This is a genomic window from Streptococcus infantis (assembly GCF_047460405.1).
GTDB lineage: Bacteria > Bacillota > Bacilli > Lactobacillales > Streptococcaceae > Streptococcus > Streptococcus infantis_Q.
The window spans coordinates 1-14,358 of record NZ_JASHGH010000015.1; the positions used below are offsets into that span (position 1 = coordinate 1).

Here is a 14,358-nt window from a genome sequence, read left to right on the forward strand (position 1 = left end):
CAAAAGCAGAAGATTCAATTGCGAACTTCAAAGACCTTCCTTCGGGAACAACAGCTAAGTTCAAGGAACCAGTAGATACAACAACACCAGGTGAAAAAACACCAGTAGTCGTTGTCACTTACCCAGATGGCTCTAAGGATGAAGTTCCAGTTAAAGTGACTGTTAAAGATCCACGTAGCGATGCGGATAAGAACGAACCAAAATCAGAAACTAAAGATCCAGCAATTACTCCAGTAGTGAACCCATCAACTAAGAAAGCAGGAGCGAAAGAATTGCCAAATACTGGGACAGAGCAATCTAACGCATCCCTTGGTCTAGCACTACTTGTAGCAGCTACAGCCGGACTTCTATTTGCTAAAAAACGAAAGGAAGAAGAGTAAAACATTACTCTGATAAAGCAAACTTTAGAATCTTGATTCTATGAGTTTGCTAGCAAAGAGTCCGGGACAAAAGTATCTCGATTCTATCAAAAAAAGCAACGGTTTTGTACCGTTGCTTTTTTGAGCTCTTTGTCAACTGTAGTGGGTTGAATAATACTATCCTAAAATCAAAAAACATCTTATAATAGTAGTTATGAAACTTACAAATGAAGAAACACAAAAAATTGAACAACTCCTAAGAGATTCATCGTACGCCAAATATCACAAACGTCTACAGATTATTTATTTTCGCTCAAAAGATAAGAGTTATAAGGAAATCATGGATCTGCTAGATTGCAATAAAACAACTGTTTGGAGGAATTTGAAAAAATATAAGGAGTTTGGTTTAGAAGCTCTTCTTCAAGAAACCCGTGGTGGACGTCATCGAGAATATATGACTTACGAAGAAGAACAAGCATTTCTAAAACGTCATATAGAAGCTGCTCAGGATGGGGAATTTGTAACTGTTAATCAGTTATTCGAAGCCTATCAAAAAGAGATTGGTCGCACTTCTACACGTGATGGTTTTTATTATCTCTTGAAACGCCATGGTTGGCGAACGGTCACTCCCAGACCTGAACATCCTAAGAAGGCAGACGCTCAGACAATTGAGATGTCTAAAAATAAAATCTACATTCGAGACCTTAAGTAAGCGCTTTAAAGAGAAAGGGACTTATAACAAAGTACGTTTGATCTACCAAGATGAAGCTGGTTTCGGAAGAATCAGTAAGATGAGTTCTTGTTGGGTTCCTCAAGGAATCCGACCTAGTATTCCTAGTCATTATATGCGAGAATATCGCTATTGTTATGGGGTAGTAGATGCTCATACAGGAGATTCCTTCTTCCTTATTGCTGGAGAATGCAATACTGAGTGGACCAATGAATTTCTACGGCAAGTCTCACAAGCTTATCCAGATGACTATATTTTACTTGTCATGGATAATACTATATGGCATAAATCAAGTACCTTAGACACATTCCAAGTAATATTGAGTTGGCTTTTATTCCGCCTTATACACCAGAAATGAACCCTATTGAACAAGTCTGGAAAGAAATTCGAAAACGAGGTTTTAAAAATAAGGCTTTCCAAACATTGGAAGCCGTTATTGATAAGCTTCAAGAAGTGATTCAAGGATTGGAAAAAAGCAACTTTGTCCACTGTCAGCAGACAATGGACAAAGTTGCTTTTTGAAAACAATTGAGTATTAGAGCTTTTTGTCTCAGCCTATTTTAGTCTTTATAAGCTACAATTCCAATAATAGTGTCAACAGCACGTTCCATAGTTTGAAGACTAACGTATTCAAAACGTCCGTGCATATTCTCACCACCAGCGAAGATATTTGGCGTTGGAATTCCCATAAAGGAAATCTTAGAGCCATCTGTTCCACCACGAATCGGTTCGATAATAGGAGTGATACCCAAACCTTCCATAACGGCTTTAGCAATGGTAATTGGAGTCATATCTTTTTCAATGACTTCTTTCATATTGTAGTACTGGTCTGTCAAGTTTAAGGTGATACGGTCGCTACCAAGTTCTTGATTCATCTTATCAGCGATAGACTGCATAGCTGCTTTACGCGCTTCAAAGGCATCTTTTTCAAAATCACGAATGATGTAGCTTGCACACGCCTCCTCCACACTACCTGTCACATCCATAAGATGGTAGAACCCTTGGTAACCTTCTGTTAACTCAGGTCGGTCACCTGCTGGGAGTTGATTGTGGAAATCAATCGCCAACTGAAGGGCGTTAACCATTTGTCCTTTAGCTGTTCCTGGGTGAACATTACGACCTTGGAAGTGAAGTTCGGCACCGGCCGCGGAGAAGGTTTCGTATTGAAGTTCTCCTAGAGGTCCACCGTCAACTGTATAGGCAAAGTCGACATCGAAGTCTTCTGCATCAAACTTATTGGCACCAACACCGATTTCTTCATCAGGTCCAAAGCCAACACGGATTTCACAGTGTTTAATCTCAGGATGAGCAGTCAAGTATTCGATAGATGTCATGATTTCAGCGATACCAGATTTATCATCAGCCCCGAGAAGAGTAGTTCCATCAGTTGTAATCAAGGTTTGCCCTAGATATTTCTCTAAGCTCTTGAAATCCGCTGGATTTAGTTTGAAACCAGAGTTCCCAAGCTCGATAAGGCCACCGTCGTATTTTTCAACTACTTGTGGGTTAACACCTTCAGCATTAAAATCTGCTGTATCCATGTGGGAGATAAAGCCAATCTTACGAGTCAAACTAGGATCGTTAGCTGGAAGAGTACCGATAGCAAAACCGTTTGGCAAATAATAGACATTTTGCAAACCGACACGTTTCATCTCTGGGATGAGGACATTGGTTGCGAAGTCTACTTGACTTTGGGTACTTGGTGTAGTGGTTGAATGTTCGTCAGAACGTGTATTGACTTTGACATAAGTCAAAAAACGCTCCAACAAAGTTGGGTATTTCATAAAAACTCCTTTTTTACTTCTTTTAAAACCATTGTATCATAGAAGGAAGAGAAAAACAAAAGTCAGAAAGGAGATAAAATTCTTATGTTAGCGTTTACTTATGGCTTCTTTAGTGATACAATAAAAAAGATAAAAATATCACAAGGATGCAAATATGAAAAAAGCGATTTTAATGATGACATTTGGTTCACCAGAAGAGATTACCTTTGAAGGGGTAGCCGATTTTTTTACCAACATTCGTCGAGGAGTTCGACCTCAAGACCACGAGATTCAAACCCTTTATGATAATTATGTTCGAATTGGAGGAACTCCACTTCAAAGAATTACCCGTGAAGAAGTTGCCTTGGTAGAAGCTAGGTTAGGAAATGAATATAGTGTCTATTTTGCCAATAAATTTTCAACCCCTTTTATTCCAGATGTAATTCGGCAAATGGAAGCAGATGGAATTGAAAAGTGTATTTGCTTGATTTTGGAGCCACACTATTCCTTTTACTCTGTCATGGGGTACGAAAAGTTTCTGGAAAGCAAACAAATTCAGTTTTTAGTTATTAAGGACTGGTATCAAGAAGAAGCACTATTAAATTATTGGACAGCTGAAATTGATAAGATTTTAAAAGAAAAGGTGAAACAGGATAGCTTTAAAGTCATCTTTTCTGCCCACAGTGTGCCCATTTTTGCCTTGGATTTTGGTGATCCCTATATCGACCAGATTTTCGAAAATAGCAAGTTAATTGCTGAGAAATTAGACTTGAAACCAGAGCAATATACCAACACTTGGCAGAGCGAAAGTGATATTGGTATTCCTTGGATCAAACCAGATGTATTGGAGTATCTTAGAGAACAGGAAGAACATCCAGAGCATTATATTTTTGTGCCTATTAGTTTTATCAGTGAGCATATTGAAGTCTTGTTTGACAACGATGTGGAATGTCATGACTTGTGTCAGGAATTGGAGGTGAACTACCATCGTCCACCAATGCCAAATACAGATTCTCGTTTGATTGATGCCTTGGTCAATATTGTCCGAGCTAACGAACATAAAGAATTTAGAGAATTCCTCCCAGAAGAAGAAACCTTTGATGAATTAGTCCCTTCGGATGAAACTAAGAATATTTTAGATGAATCACAAGACTTACAAATGCCAGAATTTGTTAAAAAATTAATTGAGAAAAAAGGTCGTGAAAATGTCAAGATGCCTTATTTAATCAAAAAAATGCTTGAAAAAGCTGGCAAATTACCCAAAGACTAAGTGAAAATAGAAAAGAACTGGTAATACTCTTCGAAAATCAAATTCAAACTGCGTCAACGTCGCCTTGCCGTACTCAAGTACAGCCTGCGGCTAGTTTCCTAGTTTGCTCTTTGATTTTCATTGAGTATAAGGTTTGTTTCAGATTTCTGCTAAGGCAGGATATAACTTAGAAGGTGAAAGAAAAGGCGGTGGGACAGAAATCGATAGACAAAGTCTTGATTTCGTAGTCCCAGCCCTGCGAGGATGATTAGGAGCTTTTTGGAGTCTAAAAGACGAACAAAAAGTTCAATCAGCTACCGCGTCAAATTATGATTGATAATAAAAAGTGAGGTCGGGATCTTTTTGTCCCAACCTCTTTTTAGGTGACTAGTATTTTTTTGACCTAGTTTTTTCTTATTTACCCAGACAAAATTGGCTGAACAACTGTGTAATGAGTTCATCTGGAGCAGCATCACCAGTGATTTCTCCGAGGATTTCCCAAGTACGTGTCAAATCAACTTGAAGTAAATCAACTGGCATTCCTAGTTCGAGGCCTTCGTTTACAGCTTGTAAGCTTTCAACCGCCTTCTCAATCAAAGAAATATGGCGAGCATTGGACAAGTAAGTAGCATCTTGTTCGACCAAGCCTGCGTTTTCAAAGAAGAGATTATTGATGCGATCTTCAATCTTATCAATGTTTTGATTTTTAAGGACAGAAATACGGATGACATCTTTAGGAAGTTCGTCAGTTTCAATAGCCTCAGGCAGGTCATTTTTGTTTAGTAGGATGATACGGTTGGTATCTTGGCTAATTTCGAGAAGTTGTCTATCTTGAGCAGTTAGAGGTTCGCTAGCGTTTAGGACTAGTAGAACTAAGTCAGCTTCCTTGAGGGCTTTTTTGGAGCGCTCGACACCGATTTGTTCGACGATGTCATCTGTTTCACGGATACCCGCAGTATCAATCAACTTAAGTGGAACACCGTTGATATTGACGTATTCTTCAATGACATCACGGGTTGTACCTGCAATATCCGTTACAATGGCTTTATCTTCGCGCAGGAGGTTATTAAGAAGGCTAGACTTCCCAACGTTGGGACGACCAATGATAGCCGTTGAAATCCCTTCACGGAGAATCTTCCCACGACGTGCCGTTTTTAAGAGATTGGTTAAGAGTTGTTTAAACTCCAAGGTCTTTTCACGGACTACAGCAGTAGTGGCTTCCTCAACATCGTCATACTCAGGATAGTCGATATTAACCTCTACTTGTGCTAGTGTATTGAGGATTTCCTGACGAGTATTGTTAATGAGGTCAGATAGGGAACCGTCTAATTGTTTGACCGCTATATTCATAGCCTTATCAGTCTTAGCACGGATGATATCCATAACAGCTTCAGCCTGAGTCAAGTCCACACGACCATTGAGGAAGGCACGCTTGGTAAATTCTCCAGGTTCTGCCATACGTGCCCCTTCACGGATAGCCAATTGCAGGATTTCATTGGTTACGGCAATCCCACCATGGGTGTTAATCTCGATAATATCTTCACGAGTGAATGTCTTTGGAGATTTCATAGCCCCAATCATAACCTCGTCCATGACCTTACCAGTTTGAGGGTCAACAATGTGGCCGTAGTTAAGAGTGTGGCTAGCAACCTTGCTCAAGTCTCTGCCTTTAAAGATTTTCTGCGCAATGGCAAAACTATCCGTTCCGCTCAAGCGGACAATACCAATAGCTCCTTCACCTAGTGGAGTAGAGATAGCAGCGATGGTATCAAATTCACGTGTAATCATTTCAATTCCTTTATAGTTTATTTGTTTGTATAGACTAATATCACTTAAAATTGTAACAAATTTTAGTATTTTCTTCAATGAATGTTACTTATAAAGAAAAGCCTAAGCAGATTGCTTAAGCTTTACTTAGTGCGCATTTCACCTTGTGGGAAATAGGTTCCTTCAGGCATATCGTTGATAATGACATGAACAGCAGATTGAGGTGCACCAGTGTTGCGAACAACAGCTTCCGTAACTTCCTTGGCTAGGGCTTTCTTTTGCTCTAGCGTGCGTCCTTCAAATAAATCGATGCGTACAAATGGCATAATTGCGTCCTCCACTAGTTATTTGATTTCTTCCATTTTACCACAATTTGCCGTTTAAAGCTTTGAGAAAATATGGTATACTAGAATGTAGCAAGAATTTAGAAATGGACGTGAAATAGAAGCATGGCACAGTTGTATTATCGTTATGGGACCATGAACTCAGGAAAAACGATTGAGATTCTCAAAGTAGCCTATAACTATGAGGAGCAAGGAAAGGGAGTTGTGATTATGACTTCAGCTCTGGATACACGTGATGGTGTTGGCTATGTTTCAAGTCGGATTGGGATGAAAAGACCAGCAGTTGCTATTGAGGAAACAACGGATATCTTTGGATTTATCCGAGATTTACCTGAAATGCCTTACTGTGTACTTGTCGATGAAGCCCAGTTTTTAAAGCGTCACCATGTTTACGACCTAGCTCGTGTTGTGGATGAGTTAGACATACCTGTCATGGCATTTGGTTTAAAAAATGACTTTCGAAATGAACTCTTCGAAGGTTCAAAATATCTTCTGCTCTTAGCAGATAAGATTGACGAAATCAAGACCATTTGTCAATATTGCAAGAAAAAAGCAACCATGGTGTTGCGTACGCAGAATGGTCTGCCAGTCTATGATGGTGAGCAGATCCAGATAGGTGGGAATGAAACCTATATCTCGGTTTGCCGTAAACATTATTTTGCCCCACTGATAACATCTAAAAAGGAACAAGACTGTGACAATTGAACTAAGAGATGTTACAATGGAAAATTATTTTGATGTTCTGCATTTGGATGTTAAGGAATATCAAAAACAATTTATTGCTACCAACGCAATTAGTCTAGCTGAAGCATATGTCTACACAAAAAATGGAGATTTTGTAGCTCCATTGGCAGTTTACGATAATGATGCAATCATAGGTTTTGTGATGTTAGCTTATGATAAAAAAATCGGAATTAGTAATGGAAATTATTTACTATTTCGTTTCATGATTGATAAGCATTTTCAAAATCAAGGATATTTTAAACCAATTATGGATAAGGTGATAGACTATGTTCGGACAGCGCCAGCAGGTTTATCCAATAAACTTTGGTTGTCTTATGAACCAGAAAATGAACATGCAAGATATTATTACCTCAGTTATGGATTTAAAGAAACTGGGGAAATATTTGAGAACGAAGTAGTAGCCATATACGATTTAACAATTGAAAAATAAGGAGAAAAAATGAACATCTATGATCAACTACAAGCTGTAGAAGACCGTTATGAAGAGTTGGGAGAATTGCTGAGCGACCCTGATGTGGTCTCTGATACCAAGCGTTTCATGGAGCTTTCAAAAGAGGAAGCTTCTACTCGTGATACTGTAACTGCCTACCGCGAATACAAACAAGTCCTTCAAAACATTATCGACGCTGAGGAGATGATTAAAGAATCAGGCGGAGATGCTGACTTGGAAGAAATGGCCAAACAAGAATTGAAAGATGCTAAGGCTGAAAAAGAAGAGTACGAAGAAAAATTGAAAATCTTGCTCCTTCCTAAAGATCCAAACGATGACAAGAACATCATCCTTGAAATCCGAGGAGCAGCTGGTGGTGATGAAGCTGCCCTCTTTGCTGGCGATTTGCTAACCATGTACCAAAAATATGCTGAAGCCCAAGGCTGGCGCTTTGAAGTCATGGAAGCCTCAATGAACGGTGTTGGTGGTTTCAAAGAAGTGGTTGCTATGGTATCAGGTCAGTCTGTATACTCTAAGCTTAAGTATGAGTCTGGTGCCCATCGTGTTCAACGTGTCCCTGTGACAGAAAGCCAAGGGCGTGTGCATACCTCTACAGCGACAGTTCTCGTTATGCCTGAAGTGGAAGAGGTAGAATATGATATTGATCCAAAAGACCTTCGTGTGGATATCTACCACGCATCTGGAGCTGGTGGACAAAACGTCAACAAGGTTGCGACTGCCGTTCGTATCGTTCACTTGCCAACCAATATCAAGGTTGAAATGCAGGAAGAACGTACGCAACAGAAGAACCGTGAGAAGGCTATGAAGATTATTCGTGCGCGTGTTGCTGACCACTTTGCACAGATTGCCCAAGACGAGCAGGACGCAGAGCGTAAGTCTACTATCGGTACTGGTGACCGTTCAGAACGTATCCGTACTTATAACTTCCCACAAAACCGTGTGACAGACCACCGTATCGGCTTAACCCTTCAAAAACTTGATACTATTTTATCTGGTAAACTAGATGAAGTTGTGGATGCCTTGGTACTCTATGACCAAACACAGAAATTAGAAGAATTAAACAAATAATGAAATTAGCTCAAATGTTTAAAGATTTTGAGGAAAAGTTGATAGCACAAGGAGAGGAAGCAGAAAGCCTCTCCTTTGTCTATCGTAGCCTGAAAAATCTATCTTTTACAGACTTCGTCTTTGCCCTTCAGCAAGAAGTTACAGAGGAAGAAAAAGAGTTTGTAGAGGAAATTTACAAGAAATTAGCAAATCATATACCCGCCCAGTATATTATTGGTCATGCTGAATTCTTTGGTATGCAGTTAAAAGTAGATGAGCGGGTCTTGATTCCCCGTCCAGAGACAGAAGAGTTGGTGGAGCTCATTCTGGATGAGAATCCGAAGGAAAATCTCAAAGTTCTGGATATTGGAACTGGGAGTGGTGCTATCGCTCTTGCTTTAGCTAAAAATAGACCAGATTGGACAATCACAGCTGCCGATATTTCTCAGGATGCTTTGGATTTGGCGATGGAAAACGCTAATAATCAAGGTCTAACATTATTCTTTATTAAATCTAACTGTTTCTCCGAAATTTCTTCAAAATATGATATAATTGTATCCAATCCACCATACATTTCTCGTGAAGATCAAGAAGAAGTTGGTTTGAATGTTCTCCATTCAGAGCCACATTTAGCCCTCTTTGCAGATGAGAATGGTCTAGCGATCTATCGTAGAATCGCGCAAGAATCAAAGGACTATCTAAATGATGGTGGTAAGATTTATCTTGAAATTGGCTACAAACAAGGACAAAGCGTTCCAGCTCTTTTCAAGGAAAATTTTCCTGAGAAGCGAGTTCGAACTCTGAAAGACCAATTTGGCCAAGATAGGATGGTTGTCATTGATGATGGAGAAAATTAAGCACGAGTTGGAAAAAGGTGGAGCTGTTGTTTTGCCAACGGAGACTGTTTATGGACTTTTTGCAAAAGCTCTAGATAAAAAGGCTGTTGACCATGTTTATCAGCTTAAACGTCGTCCTAGAGATAAGGCGCTCAATCTCAATGTCGCTTCTATCGATGACATCTTGTATTTTTCTAAAAATCAACCAGCTTATCTAAAGAGTCTTGTTGATGCCTTTTTACCGGGTCCACTAACGATTGTCCTAGAAGCTAATGACAGAGTTCCCTACTGGGTCAATTCAAATTTGACGACAGTTGGATTTCGCATGCCGAGTCATCCTGTAACTCTGGAGTTGATTCGTGAGTTTGGCCCCTTAATCGGACCTTCTGCCAATATTTCAGGCCAATCAAGTGGAGTAGATTTTCACAAGATTCTTCAAAACTTTGACCAAGTGGTCTTGGGACTAGAAGACGATGCTTTTTTAATGGGTCAGGATTCGACTATTTTAGACTTATCTGGCGACAAGGTAAAGATTCTTCGCCAAGGAGCGATTACTCGAGAAGATATCCTTGCCAAGATACCAGCCATTCCTTTTGAGGAGGTATGATATGCTACGTGATTTGAAAACAACAGATGTTGCAGCTATTTGTGAGATTAACAAAGAAGCTTTAGGCTATTCGTTTAGTTTAGAGGAAACGTCTAGTCAACTAGATAAGTTATCTCAAGACTCTCATCACTACCTACTGGGGTTTGAGGATTCGACCAGCCATGACTTACTTGGTTATGTTCATGCCGAGGTTTATGAATCCCTTTATTCAAAACCAGGTCTTAATATCCTAGCTTTAGCTGTTTTGCCTCAAACACAGGGTCAGGGTATCGGAAAAACTTTACTCCAAGGCTTGGAACATGAAGCAAAAAAACGAGGCTATAACTTTATTCGCTTAAATTCTGCAGACCATCGTTTAGGTGCGCATGCTTTCTATGAAAAAGTTGGTTATACCTGCGATAAGACGCAGAAACGGTTTATTCGCATTTTTTAGTTTGGATTTTATATTCTTGATGTAAAAACAAACTAAAGACCTGTCATACTATAAAGGAGAAGACCTATGATTTTTGACAAAGATGATTTTAAAGCTTATGACGCAGATCTTTGGAATGCCATTGCCAAAGAAGAGGAACGTCAACAAAACAATATCGAGCTAATCGCCTCTGAAAATGTCGTTTCTAAAGCAGTTATGGCGGCTCAAGGGTCTATCTTGACCAATAAATACGCCGAAGGTTACCCAGGACGTCGTTATTACGGTGGTACGGATGTAGTAGATATCGTTGAAACTCTAGCTATTGAACGTGCAAAAGAAATCTTTGGTGCCAAGTTTGCCAATGTCCAACCTCACTCAGGAAGTCAAGCCAACTGTGCAGCCTACATGGCTTTGATTGAGCCAGGTGATACGGTAATGGGAATGGATTTGGCAGCAGGTGGGCACTTGACCCACGGAGCTCCTGTAAGCTTCTCTGGTCAAACCTACAACTTTGTTTCTTATAGTGTTGATCCTGAGACTGAACTCTTGGACTTTGACGCCATTTTGAAACAAGCTCAAGAAGTGAAACCCAAATTAATCGTAGCAGGAGCTTCAGCTTATTCTCAAATTCTTGATTTTTCAAAATTCCGTGAAATTGCTGATGCTGTTGGTGCTAAACTCATGGTTGATATGGCTCATATTGCTGGCTTGGTTGCTGCAGGTCTTCATCCAAGTCCAGTGCCTTACGCTCATATTACAACAACAACGACCCACAAAACTCTTCGCGGACCACGTGGTGGTTTGATTTTGACCAATGATGAAGATCTTGCTAAGAAAATTAACTCAGCTATCTTCCCAGGTATCCAAGGTGGACCTTTGGAGCACGTTATCGCTGCTAAAGCTGTGTCCTTCAAAGAGGTATTGGATCCTGCTTTTAAAGAATATGCTACTAATGTCATCAAGAACAGTAAGGCTATGGCAGATGTCTTCTTGCAAGATCCTGATTTCCGTATTATCTCTGGTGGTACTGAAAACCACCTCTTCTTAGTTGATGTAACAAAAGTTGTAGAAAACGGAAAAGTTGCTCAAAACTTGCTGGATGAAGTCAATATTACCCTAAATAAAAACTCAATCCCTTACGAAACTTTGTCACCATTTAAGACAAGTGGTATTCGTATCGGTGCAGCAGCAACAACTGCACGTGGTTTTGGTGAAGAAGAAAGTCGTAAAGTGGCTGAGCTTATCATTAAAGCCCTTAAAAATGCAGAAAATGAAGCTGTCTTAGAAGAAGTGAGAAGCGAAGTCAAAGCCTTGACAGATGCCTTCCCATTGTATGAGGACTAATACTATTATGGACATTTATATTAAGAAAGCCATTATCCATCAGTTCAGCCCAGATGACACGGATTTGTTTCTAGCGGATAAATTTCTCAATATCACTCCAAAAATCGAAGAATATCTACGCAAGAAAATCGAACGTGTGTATTCGGATGAAGCTAAGACTGGGATTTTCGAAGAAGAAAATCCCTTCTTCAATCACATCACAGAAGATTTGTTGGAGACTTCAGTGACGCTGGCTAACCTCTGGAAAGAAGAATTCAGCATTTCTGAAAATCTTAAGACCAATGACTTGATTTTTGTGAAGTTTTCTAAAGAAGGAGTGGAACATTTTGCTTTCTTGCGAATTGCCCTGCGTGAGACCTTGACTCACCTTGGAGGAGAGGTTGATAATCCAATCAAGCTGACTCAAAACAATCTACCAGGATTTGGAACAGGGGCTGACGAGGCCTTGGTGGTCAATCTTCAGAGTCGCAAGTACCATCTGATTGAAAAACGAATCAAGTATAACGGGACTTTTTTAAACTATTTTTCTGAGAATCTGATCCAGGCTCAGCCAAAGATTTCACCTAAGAAGTCAATCAAGGAACTTGAAAAAACGGCTCAGAGAATTGCAGAGACATTCAACACAGACGATTTTCAGTTTCAATCCAAGGTTAAGTCTGCTATTTTCAACAACCTTGAAGAAAGCAATGAATTGTCTCCTGAAAAATTGGCAAATGACCTTTTTGACAACAATCTCACTGCACGTCTTAGCTTTATTGATCAAGTAAAAGAAGCTGTACCGGAACCAGTTCAGTTTGATGAAATCGATGCTAGTCGCCAATTAAAGAAATTTGAAAACCAAAAACTTTCCCTATCAAATGGTATTGAGTTAATCGTACCCAATAATATTTACCAAGATGCTGAGTCGGTAGAATTTATCCAAAATGACAATGGAACCTACTCTATCTTAATCAAAAACATCGAGGATATACAAAGCAAATAATGTTTAAATTTATAAGAAGGGTCTTGCTACTTGTTCTTGTATTATTTACTGGCTATAAACTTTTTCACATGTATCAGGATGTTAAGCAGGTCATGACCTATCAATCCTTGGTACGAGAAGTTTTAAGTGAGCAAGATACACCAGCAAATGAAGAACTAGTCTTGGCCATGATTTATACCGAAACCAAAGGTAAAGAAAGTGACGTGATGCAGTCCAGTGAGTCTGCTAGCGGTACTACTAATACAATTTCTGACAATAGGAGTAGTATTCGTCAGGGAATTCAAACCTTGACTGAAAATCTTTATTTAGCACAAGAAAAGGGTGTAGATGTTTGGACTGCCGTACAGGCCTATAACTTTGGGCCTGCTTATATTGATTTTATCGCTCAAAATGGGAAAGAAAATACCCTTGCACTAGCCAAGAAATACTCAAGAGATACCGTTGCGCCGACATTAGGAAATACAACTGGAAAAACCTATCGCTATGTCAATCCAATTTCCATCTTTCAAGGTGGAGAACTCTATGTGGATGGTGGAAACTATTATTACTCTAGACAGGTTCAACTAAATCTCTATATTATTAAATTTTTTAATCTATTTTAAGCACTTAGAAAATTCTAGGTGCTTTTATAAGCTTTCTTTAAGGCTAATCGACTATCCTAGATAGGAAAAGGAGGAGAGTCCAATGAGAAAGAAATTCTTTCTGATTAGTGCTGCAGTTCTTTTAGCAGTTGCAACTTTGCAAAGCGCTCAAGCAGCCACTGATGTTCAAAAAGTAATTGATGAAACTTATGTTCAACCTGAGTATGTCTTGGGTTCTTCGTTAACAGAAGATCAAAAAAATCAAACATTAAAAAAACTCGGCTATAACGCCTCTACAGATACCAAAGAACTGAAGACTATGACGCCAGATGTCTACTCAAAGATTATGAACGTCGCCAATGACTCTAGTCTCCAGCTCTATTCGTCTGCAAAAATTCAAAAATTAGGTGAAAAATCTCCACTTGAAGTGAAGATTGAAACCCCTGAAAATATCACTAAAGTGACCCAAGACATGTATCGTAATGCGGCCGTTACCTTGGGTGTGGAGCATGCTCGTATAACCGTAGCTGCACCAATCCCTGTAACAGGTGAAAGTGCTCTAGCAGGTATTTACTATTCACTAGAAGCTAATGGTGTTCAACTTCCTCAAGAAAATAAAGACCTAGCTCAGGAAGAACTAAAAGCCTTGTCAGACATCAACGATGAAAATAAGGACAAATCAGGCTATGATGCCAATAAACTCAATGTAGCCCTTGCCGATATCAAATCTGCTATCGCTAAAGCCAAAGAGTCTAAGGGCGAGCTTACTGAAGATGATGTTCGTAAGATTGTTGAAGATACGTTGAAAAATTATAAGCTGGATCAGGTTATAACAGGAAATCAGATCAATATCATCATCAACTTTGCCTTTAATCTTTCTAAGAGCGATATTCTCAATAACGAAGACTTTACAAAGACTCTAAAGGATCTGAAACAAAGTATCGTTGCGCAAGCAGGAGATAGTTTTAGTAATATAGACCTTAACTTTGATGCTAATAAAGCTATTCAAGACGGTGGCAATATCCTCAGTGCTATTTGGCAAGCAATTGTAAACTTTTTCAAGAGTTTTGGTGCTTAGGTTAATTCATGGTATAATAGATGGTAACAGAACAGTTGCCGTCTTTTTTTTCGGCACATAGAAA

The 14,358-nt window shown here is 39.4% G+C and carries 15 protein-coding genes and 1 pseudogene; 13 read left to right on the forward strand and 3 right to left on the reverse strand.

Annotated features, from left to right (window positions below; translation table 11 throughout):
* Positions 1 to 380: Rib/alpha-like domain-containing protein (locus QM928_RS07445; protein WP_414321994.1), on the forward strand; the 380-nt coding region annotated here is incomplete at its 5' end.
* 193 nt (positions 381 to 573) lie between these two features.
* Positions 574 to 1,621, forward strand: a pseudogene (locus QM928_RS07450) (IS630 family transposase).
* A gap of 28 nt (positions 1,622 to 1,649) precedes the next feature.
* Here QM928_RS07450 and pepT read toward each other — a convergent pair.
* Positions 1,650 to 2,873 carry a peptidase T gene (gene pepT, locus QM928_RS07455; protein WP_414294934.1) on the reverse strand — a complete coding sequence of 408 codons (1,224 nt, stop codon included), beginning with the start codon at positions 2,871 to 2,873 and terminating at the stop codon, positions 1,650 to 1,652.
* Between the two features lie 154 nt (positions 2,874 to 3,027).
* Between pepT and hemH the strand changes: the two genes are divergently transcribed.
* Positions 3,028 to 4,122 (forward strand): ferrochelatase, encoded by a 1,095-nt coding sequence (gene hemH / locus QM928_RS07460; RefSeq protein ID WP_371607822.1) that lies wholly within the window; start codon positions 3,028 to 3,030, stop codon positions 4,120 to 4,122.
* A gap of 393 nt (positions 4,123 to 4,515) precedes the next feature.
* On the opposite strand, the gene mnmE is transcribed toward hemH, so the two are convergent.
* Together mnmE and QM928_RS07470 are read right to left on the reverse strand one after the other, a co-directional pair.
* A complete protein-coding gene (gene mnmE, locus QM928_RS07465) occupies positions 4,516 to 5,889 on the reverse strand; it encodes a tRNA uridine-5-carboxymethylaminomethyl(34) synthesis GTPase MnmE (protein WP_414294933.1) in 1,374 nt (457 codons plus the stop codon).
* 122 nt (positions 5,890 to 6,011) lie between these two features.
* Positions 6,012 to 6,194, reverse strand: coding sequence for a 4-oxalocrotonate tautomerase (locus tag QM928_RS07470; protein WP_001117401.1), 183 nt, complete (start codon positions 6,192 to 6,194; stop codon positions 6,012 to 6,014).
* Between the two features lie 123 nt (positions 6,195 to 6,317).
* On the opposite strand from QM928_RS07470, the gene QM928_RS07475 reads away from it, so the two are divergent.
* The 10 genes from QM928_RS07475 to QM928_RS07520 all read left to right on the forward strand — a co-directional run bounded on the left by QM928_RS07475 (position 6,318) and on the right by QM928_RS07520 (position 14,294).
* A complete protein-coding gene (locus QM928_RS07475) occupies positions 6,318 to 6,917 on the forward strand; it encodes a thymidine kinase (RefSeq protein ID WP_373115783.1) in 600 nt (199 codons plus the stop codon).
* On the forward strand, positions 6,907 to 7,386 hold the full coding sequence (locus QM928_RS07480; RefSeq protein WP_075230294.1) for a GNAT family N-acetyltransferase: 480 nt from the start codon (positions 6,907 to 6,909) through the stop codon (positions 7,384 to 7,386). The genes QM928_RS07475 and QM928_RS07480 overlap by 11 nt, the downstream gene beginning before the upstream one ends.
* Positions 7,387 to 7,395: 9 nt before the next feature.
* Positions 7,396 to 8,475, forward strand: coding sequence for a peptide chain release factor 1 (gene prfA, locus QM928_RS07485; protein WP_001028810.1), 1,080 nt, complete (start codon positions 7,396 to 7,398; stop codon positions 8,473 to 8,475).
* Positions 8,475 to 9,311, forward strand: coding sequence for a peptide chain release factor N(5)-glutamine methyltransferase (gene prmC, locus QM928_RS07490; protein ID WP_414294932.1), 837 nt, complete (start codon positions 8,475 to 8,477; stop codon positions 9,309 to 9,311). Before prfA ends, prmC begins: the two co-directional genes overlap by 1 nt.
* Positions 9,295 to 9,897: an L-threonylcarbamoyladenylate synthase gene (locus QM928_RS07495; protein ID WP_414294931.1), complete on the forward strand. Its 603-nt coding sequence runs from the start codon at positions 9,295 to 9,297 to the stop codon at positions 9,895 to 9,897. Before prmC ends, QM928_RS07495 begins: the two co-directional genes overlap by 17 nt.
* 1 nt (position 9,898) lies before the next feature.
* Complete coding sequence (locus QM928_RS07500; RefSeq protein WP_414294930.1) at positions 9,899 to 10,330, forward strand: GNAT family N-acetyltransferase; 432 nt, start codon at positions 9,899 to 9,901, stop codon at positions 10,328 to 10,330.
* Between the two features lie 66 nt (positions 10,331 to 10,396).
* On the forward strand, positions 10,397 to 11,653 hold the full coding sequence (glyA, locus tag QM928_RS07505) for a serine hydroxymethyltransferase (RefSeq protein ID WP_414294929.1): 1,257 nt from the start codon (positions 10,397 to 10,399) through the stop codon (positions 11,651 to 11,653).
* Positions 11,654 to 11,660: 7 nt separating this feature from the next.
* The gene (locus QM928_RS07510; protein WP_075231769.1) at positions 11,661 to 12,635 is read left to right on the forward strand and encodes a nucleoid-associated protein; all 975 of its coding nucleotides are present in this window, start codon (positions 11,661 to 11,663) and stop codon (positions 12,633 to 12,635) included.
* The gene (locus QM928_RS07515; protein ID WP_373093502.1) at positions 12,635 to 13,237 is read left to right on the forward strand and encodes a lysozyme family protein; all 603 of its coding nucleotides are present in this window, start codon (positions 12,635 to 12,637) and stop codon (positions 13,235 to 13,237) included. The genes QM928_RS07510 and QM928_RS07515 overlap by 1 nt, the downstream gene beginning before the upstream one ends.
* Before the next feature lie 82 nt (positions 13,238 to 13,319).
* Entirely contained in the window at positions 13,320 to 14,294 is a 975-nt protein-coding gene (locus QM928_RS07520; protein WP_414294928.1) for a DUF1002 domain-containing protein, read from the forward strand.
* Positions 14,295 to 14,358: the final 64 nt, after the last annotated feature.

Coding starts and splice junctions, on each gene's coding strand:
- pepT (WP_414294934.1), bottom strand. CDS start 2,873: ATGAAATACCCAACTTTGTTGGAGCGTTTTTTGACTTATGTCAAAGTC.
- hemH (WP_371607822.1), top strand. CDS start 3,028: ATGAAAAAAGCGATTTTAATGATGACATTTGGTTCACCAGAAGAGATT.
- mnmE (WP_414294933.1), bottom strand. CDS start 5,889: ATGATTACACGTGAATTTGATACCATCGCTGCTATCTCTACTCCACTA.
- QM928_RS07470 (WP_001117401.1), bottom strand. CDS start 6,194: ATGCCATTTGTACGCATCGATTTATTTGAAGGACGCACGCTAGAGCAA.
- QM928_RS07475 (WP_373115783.1), top strand. CDS start 6,318: ATGGCACAGTTGTATTATCGTTATGGGACCATGAACTCAGGAAAAACG.
- prfA (WP_001028810.1), top strand. CDS start 7,396: ATGAACATCTATGATCAACTACAAGCTGTAGAAGACCGTTATGAAGAG.
- prmC (WP_414294932.1), top strand. CDS start 8,475: ATGAAATTAGCTCAAATGTTTAAAGATTTTGAGGAAAAGTTGATAGCA.
- QM928_RS07495 (WP_414294931.1), top strand. CDS start 9,295: ATGATGGAGAAAATTAAGCACGAGTTGGAAAAAGGTGGAGCTGTTGTT.
- QM928_RS07500 (WP_414294930.1), top strand. CDS start 9,899: ATGCTACGTGATTTGAAAACAACAGATGTTGCAGCTATTTGTGAGATT.
- glyA (WP_414294929.1), top strand. CDS start 10,397: ATGATTTTTGACAAAGATGATTTTAAAGCTTATGACGCAGATCTTTGG.
- QM928_RS07510 (WP_075231769.1), top strand. CDS start 11,661: ATGGACATTTATATTAAGAAAGCCATTATCCATCAGTTCAGCCCAGAT.
- QM928_RS07515 (WP_373093502.1), top strand. CDS start 12,635: ATGTTTAAATTTATAAGAAGGGTCTTGCTACTTGTTCTTGTATTATTT.
- QM928_RS07520 (WP_414294928.1), top strand. CDS start 13,320: ATGAGAAAGAAATTCTTTCTGATTAGTGCTGCAGTTCTTTTAGCAGTT.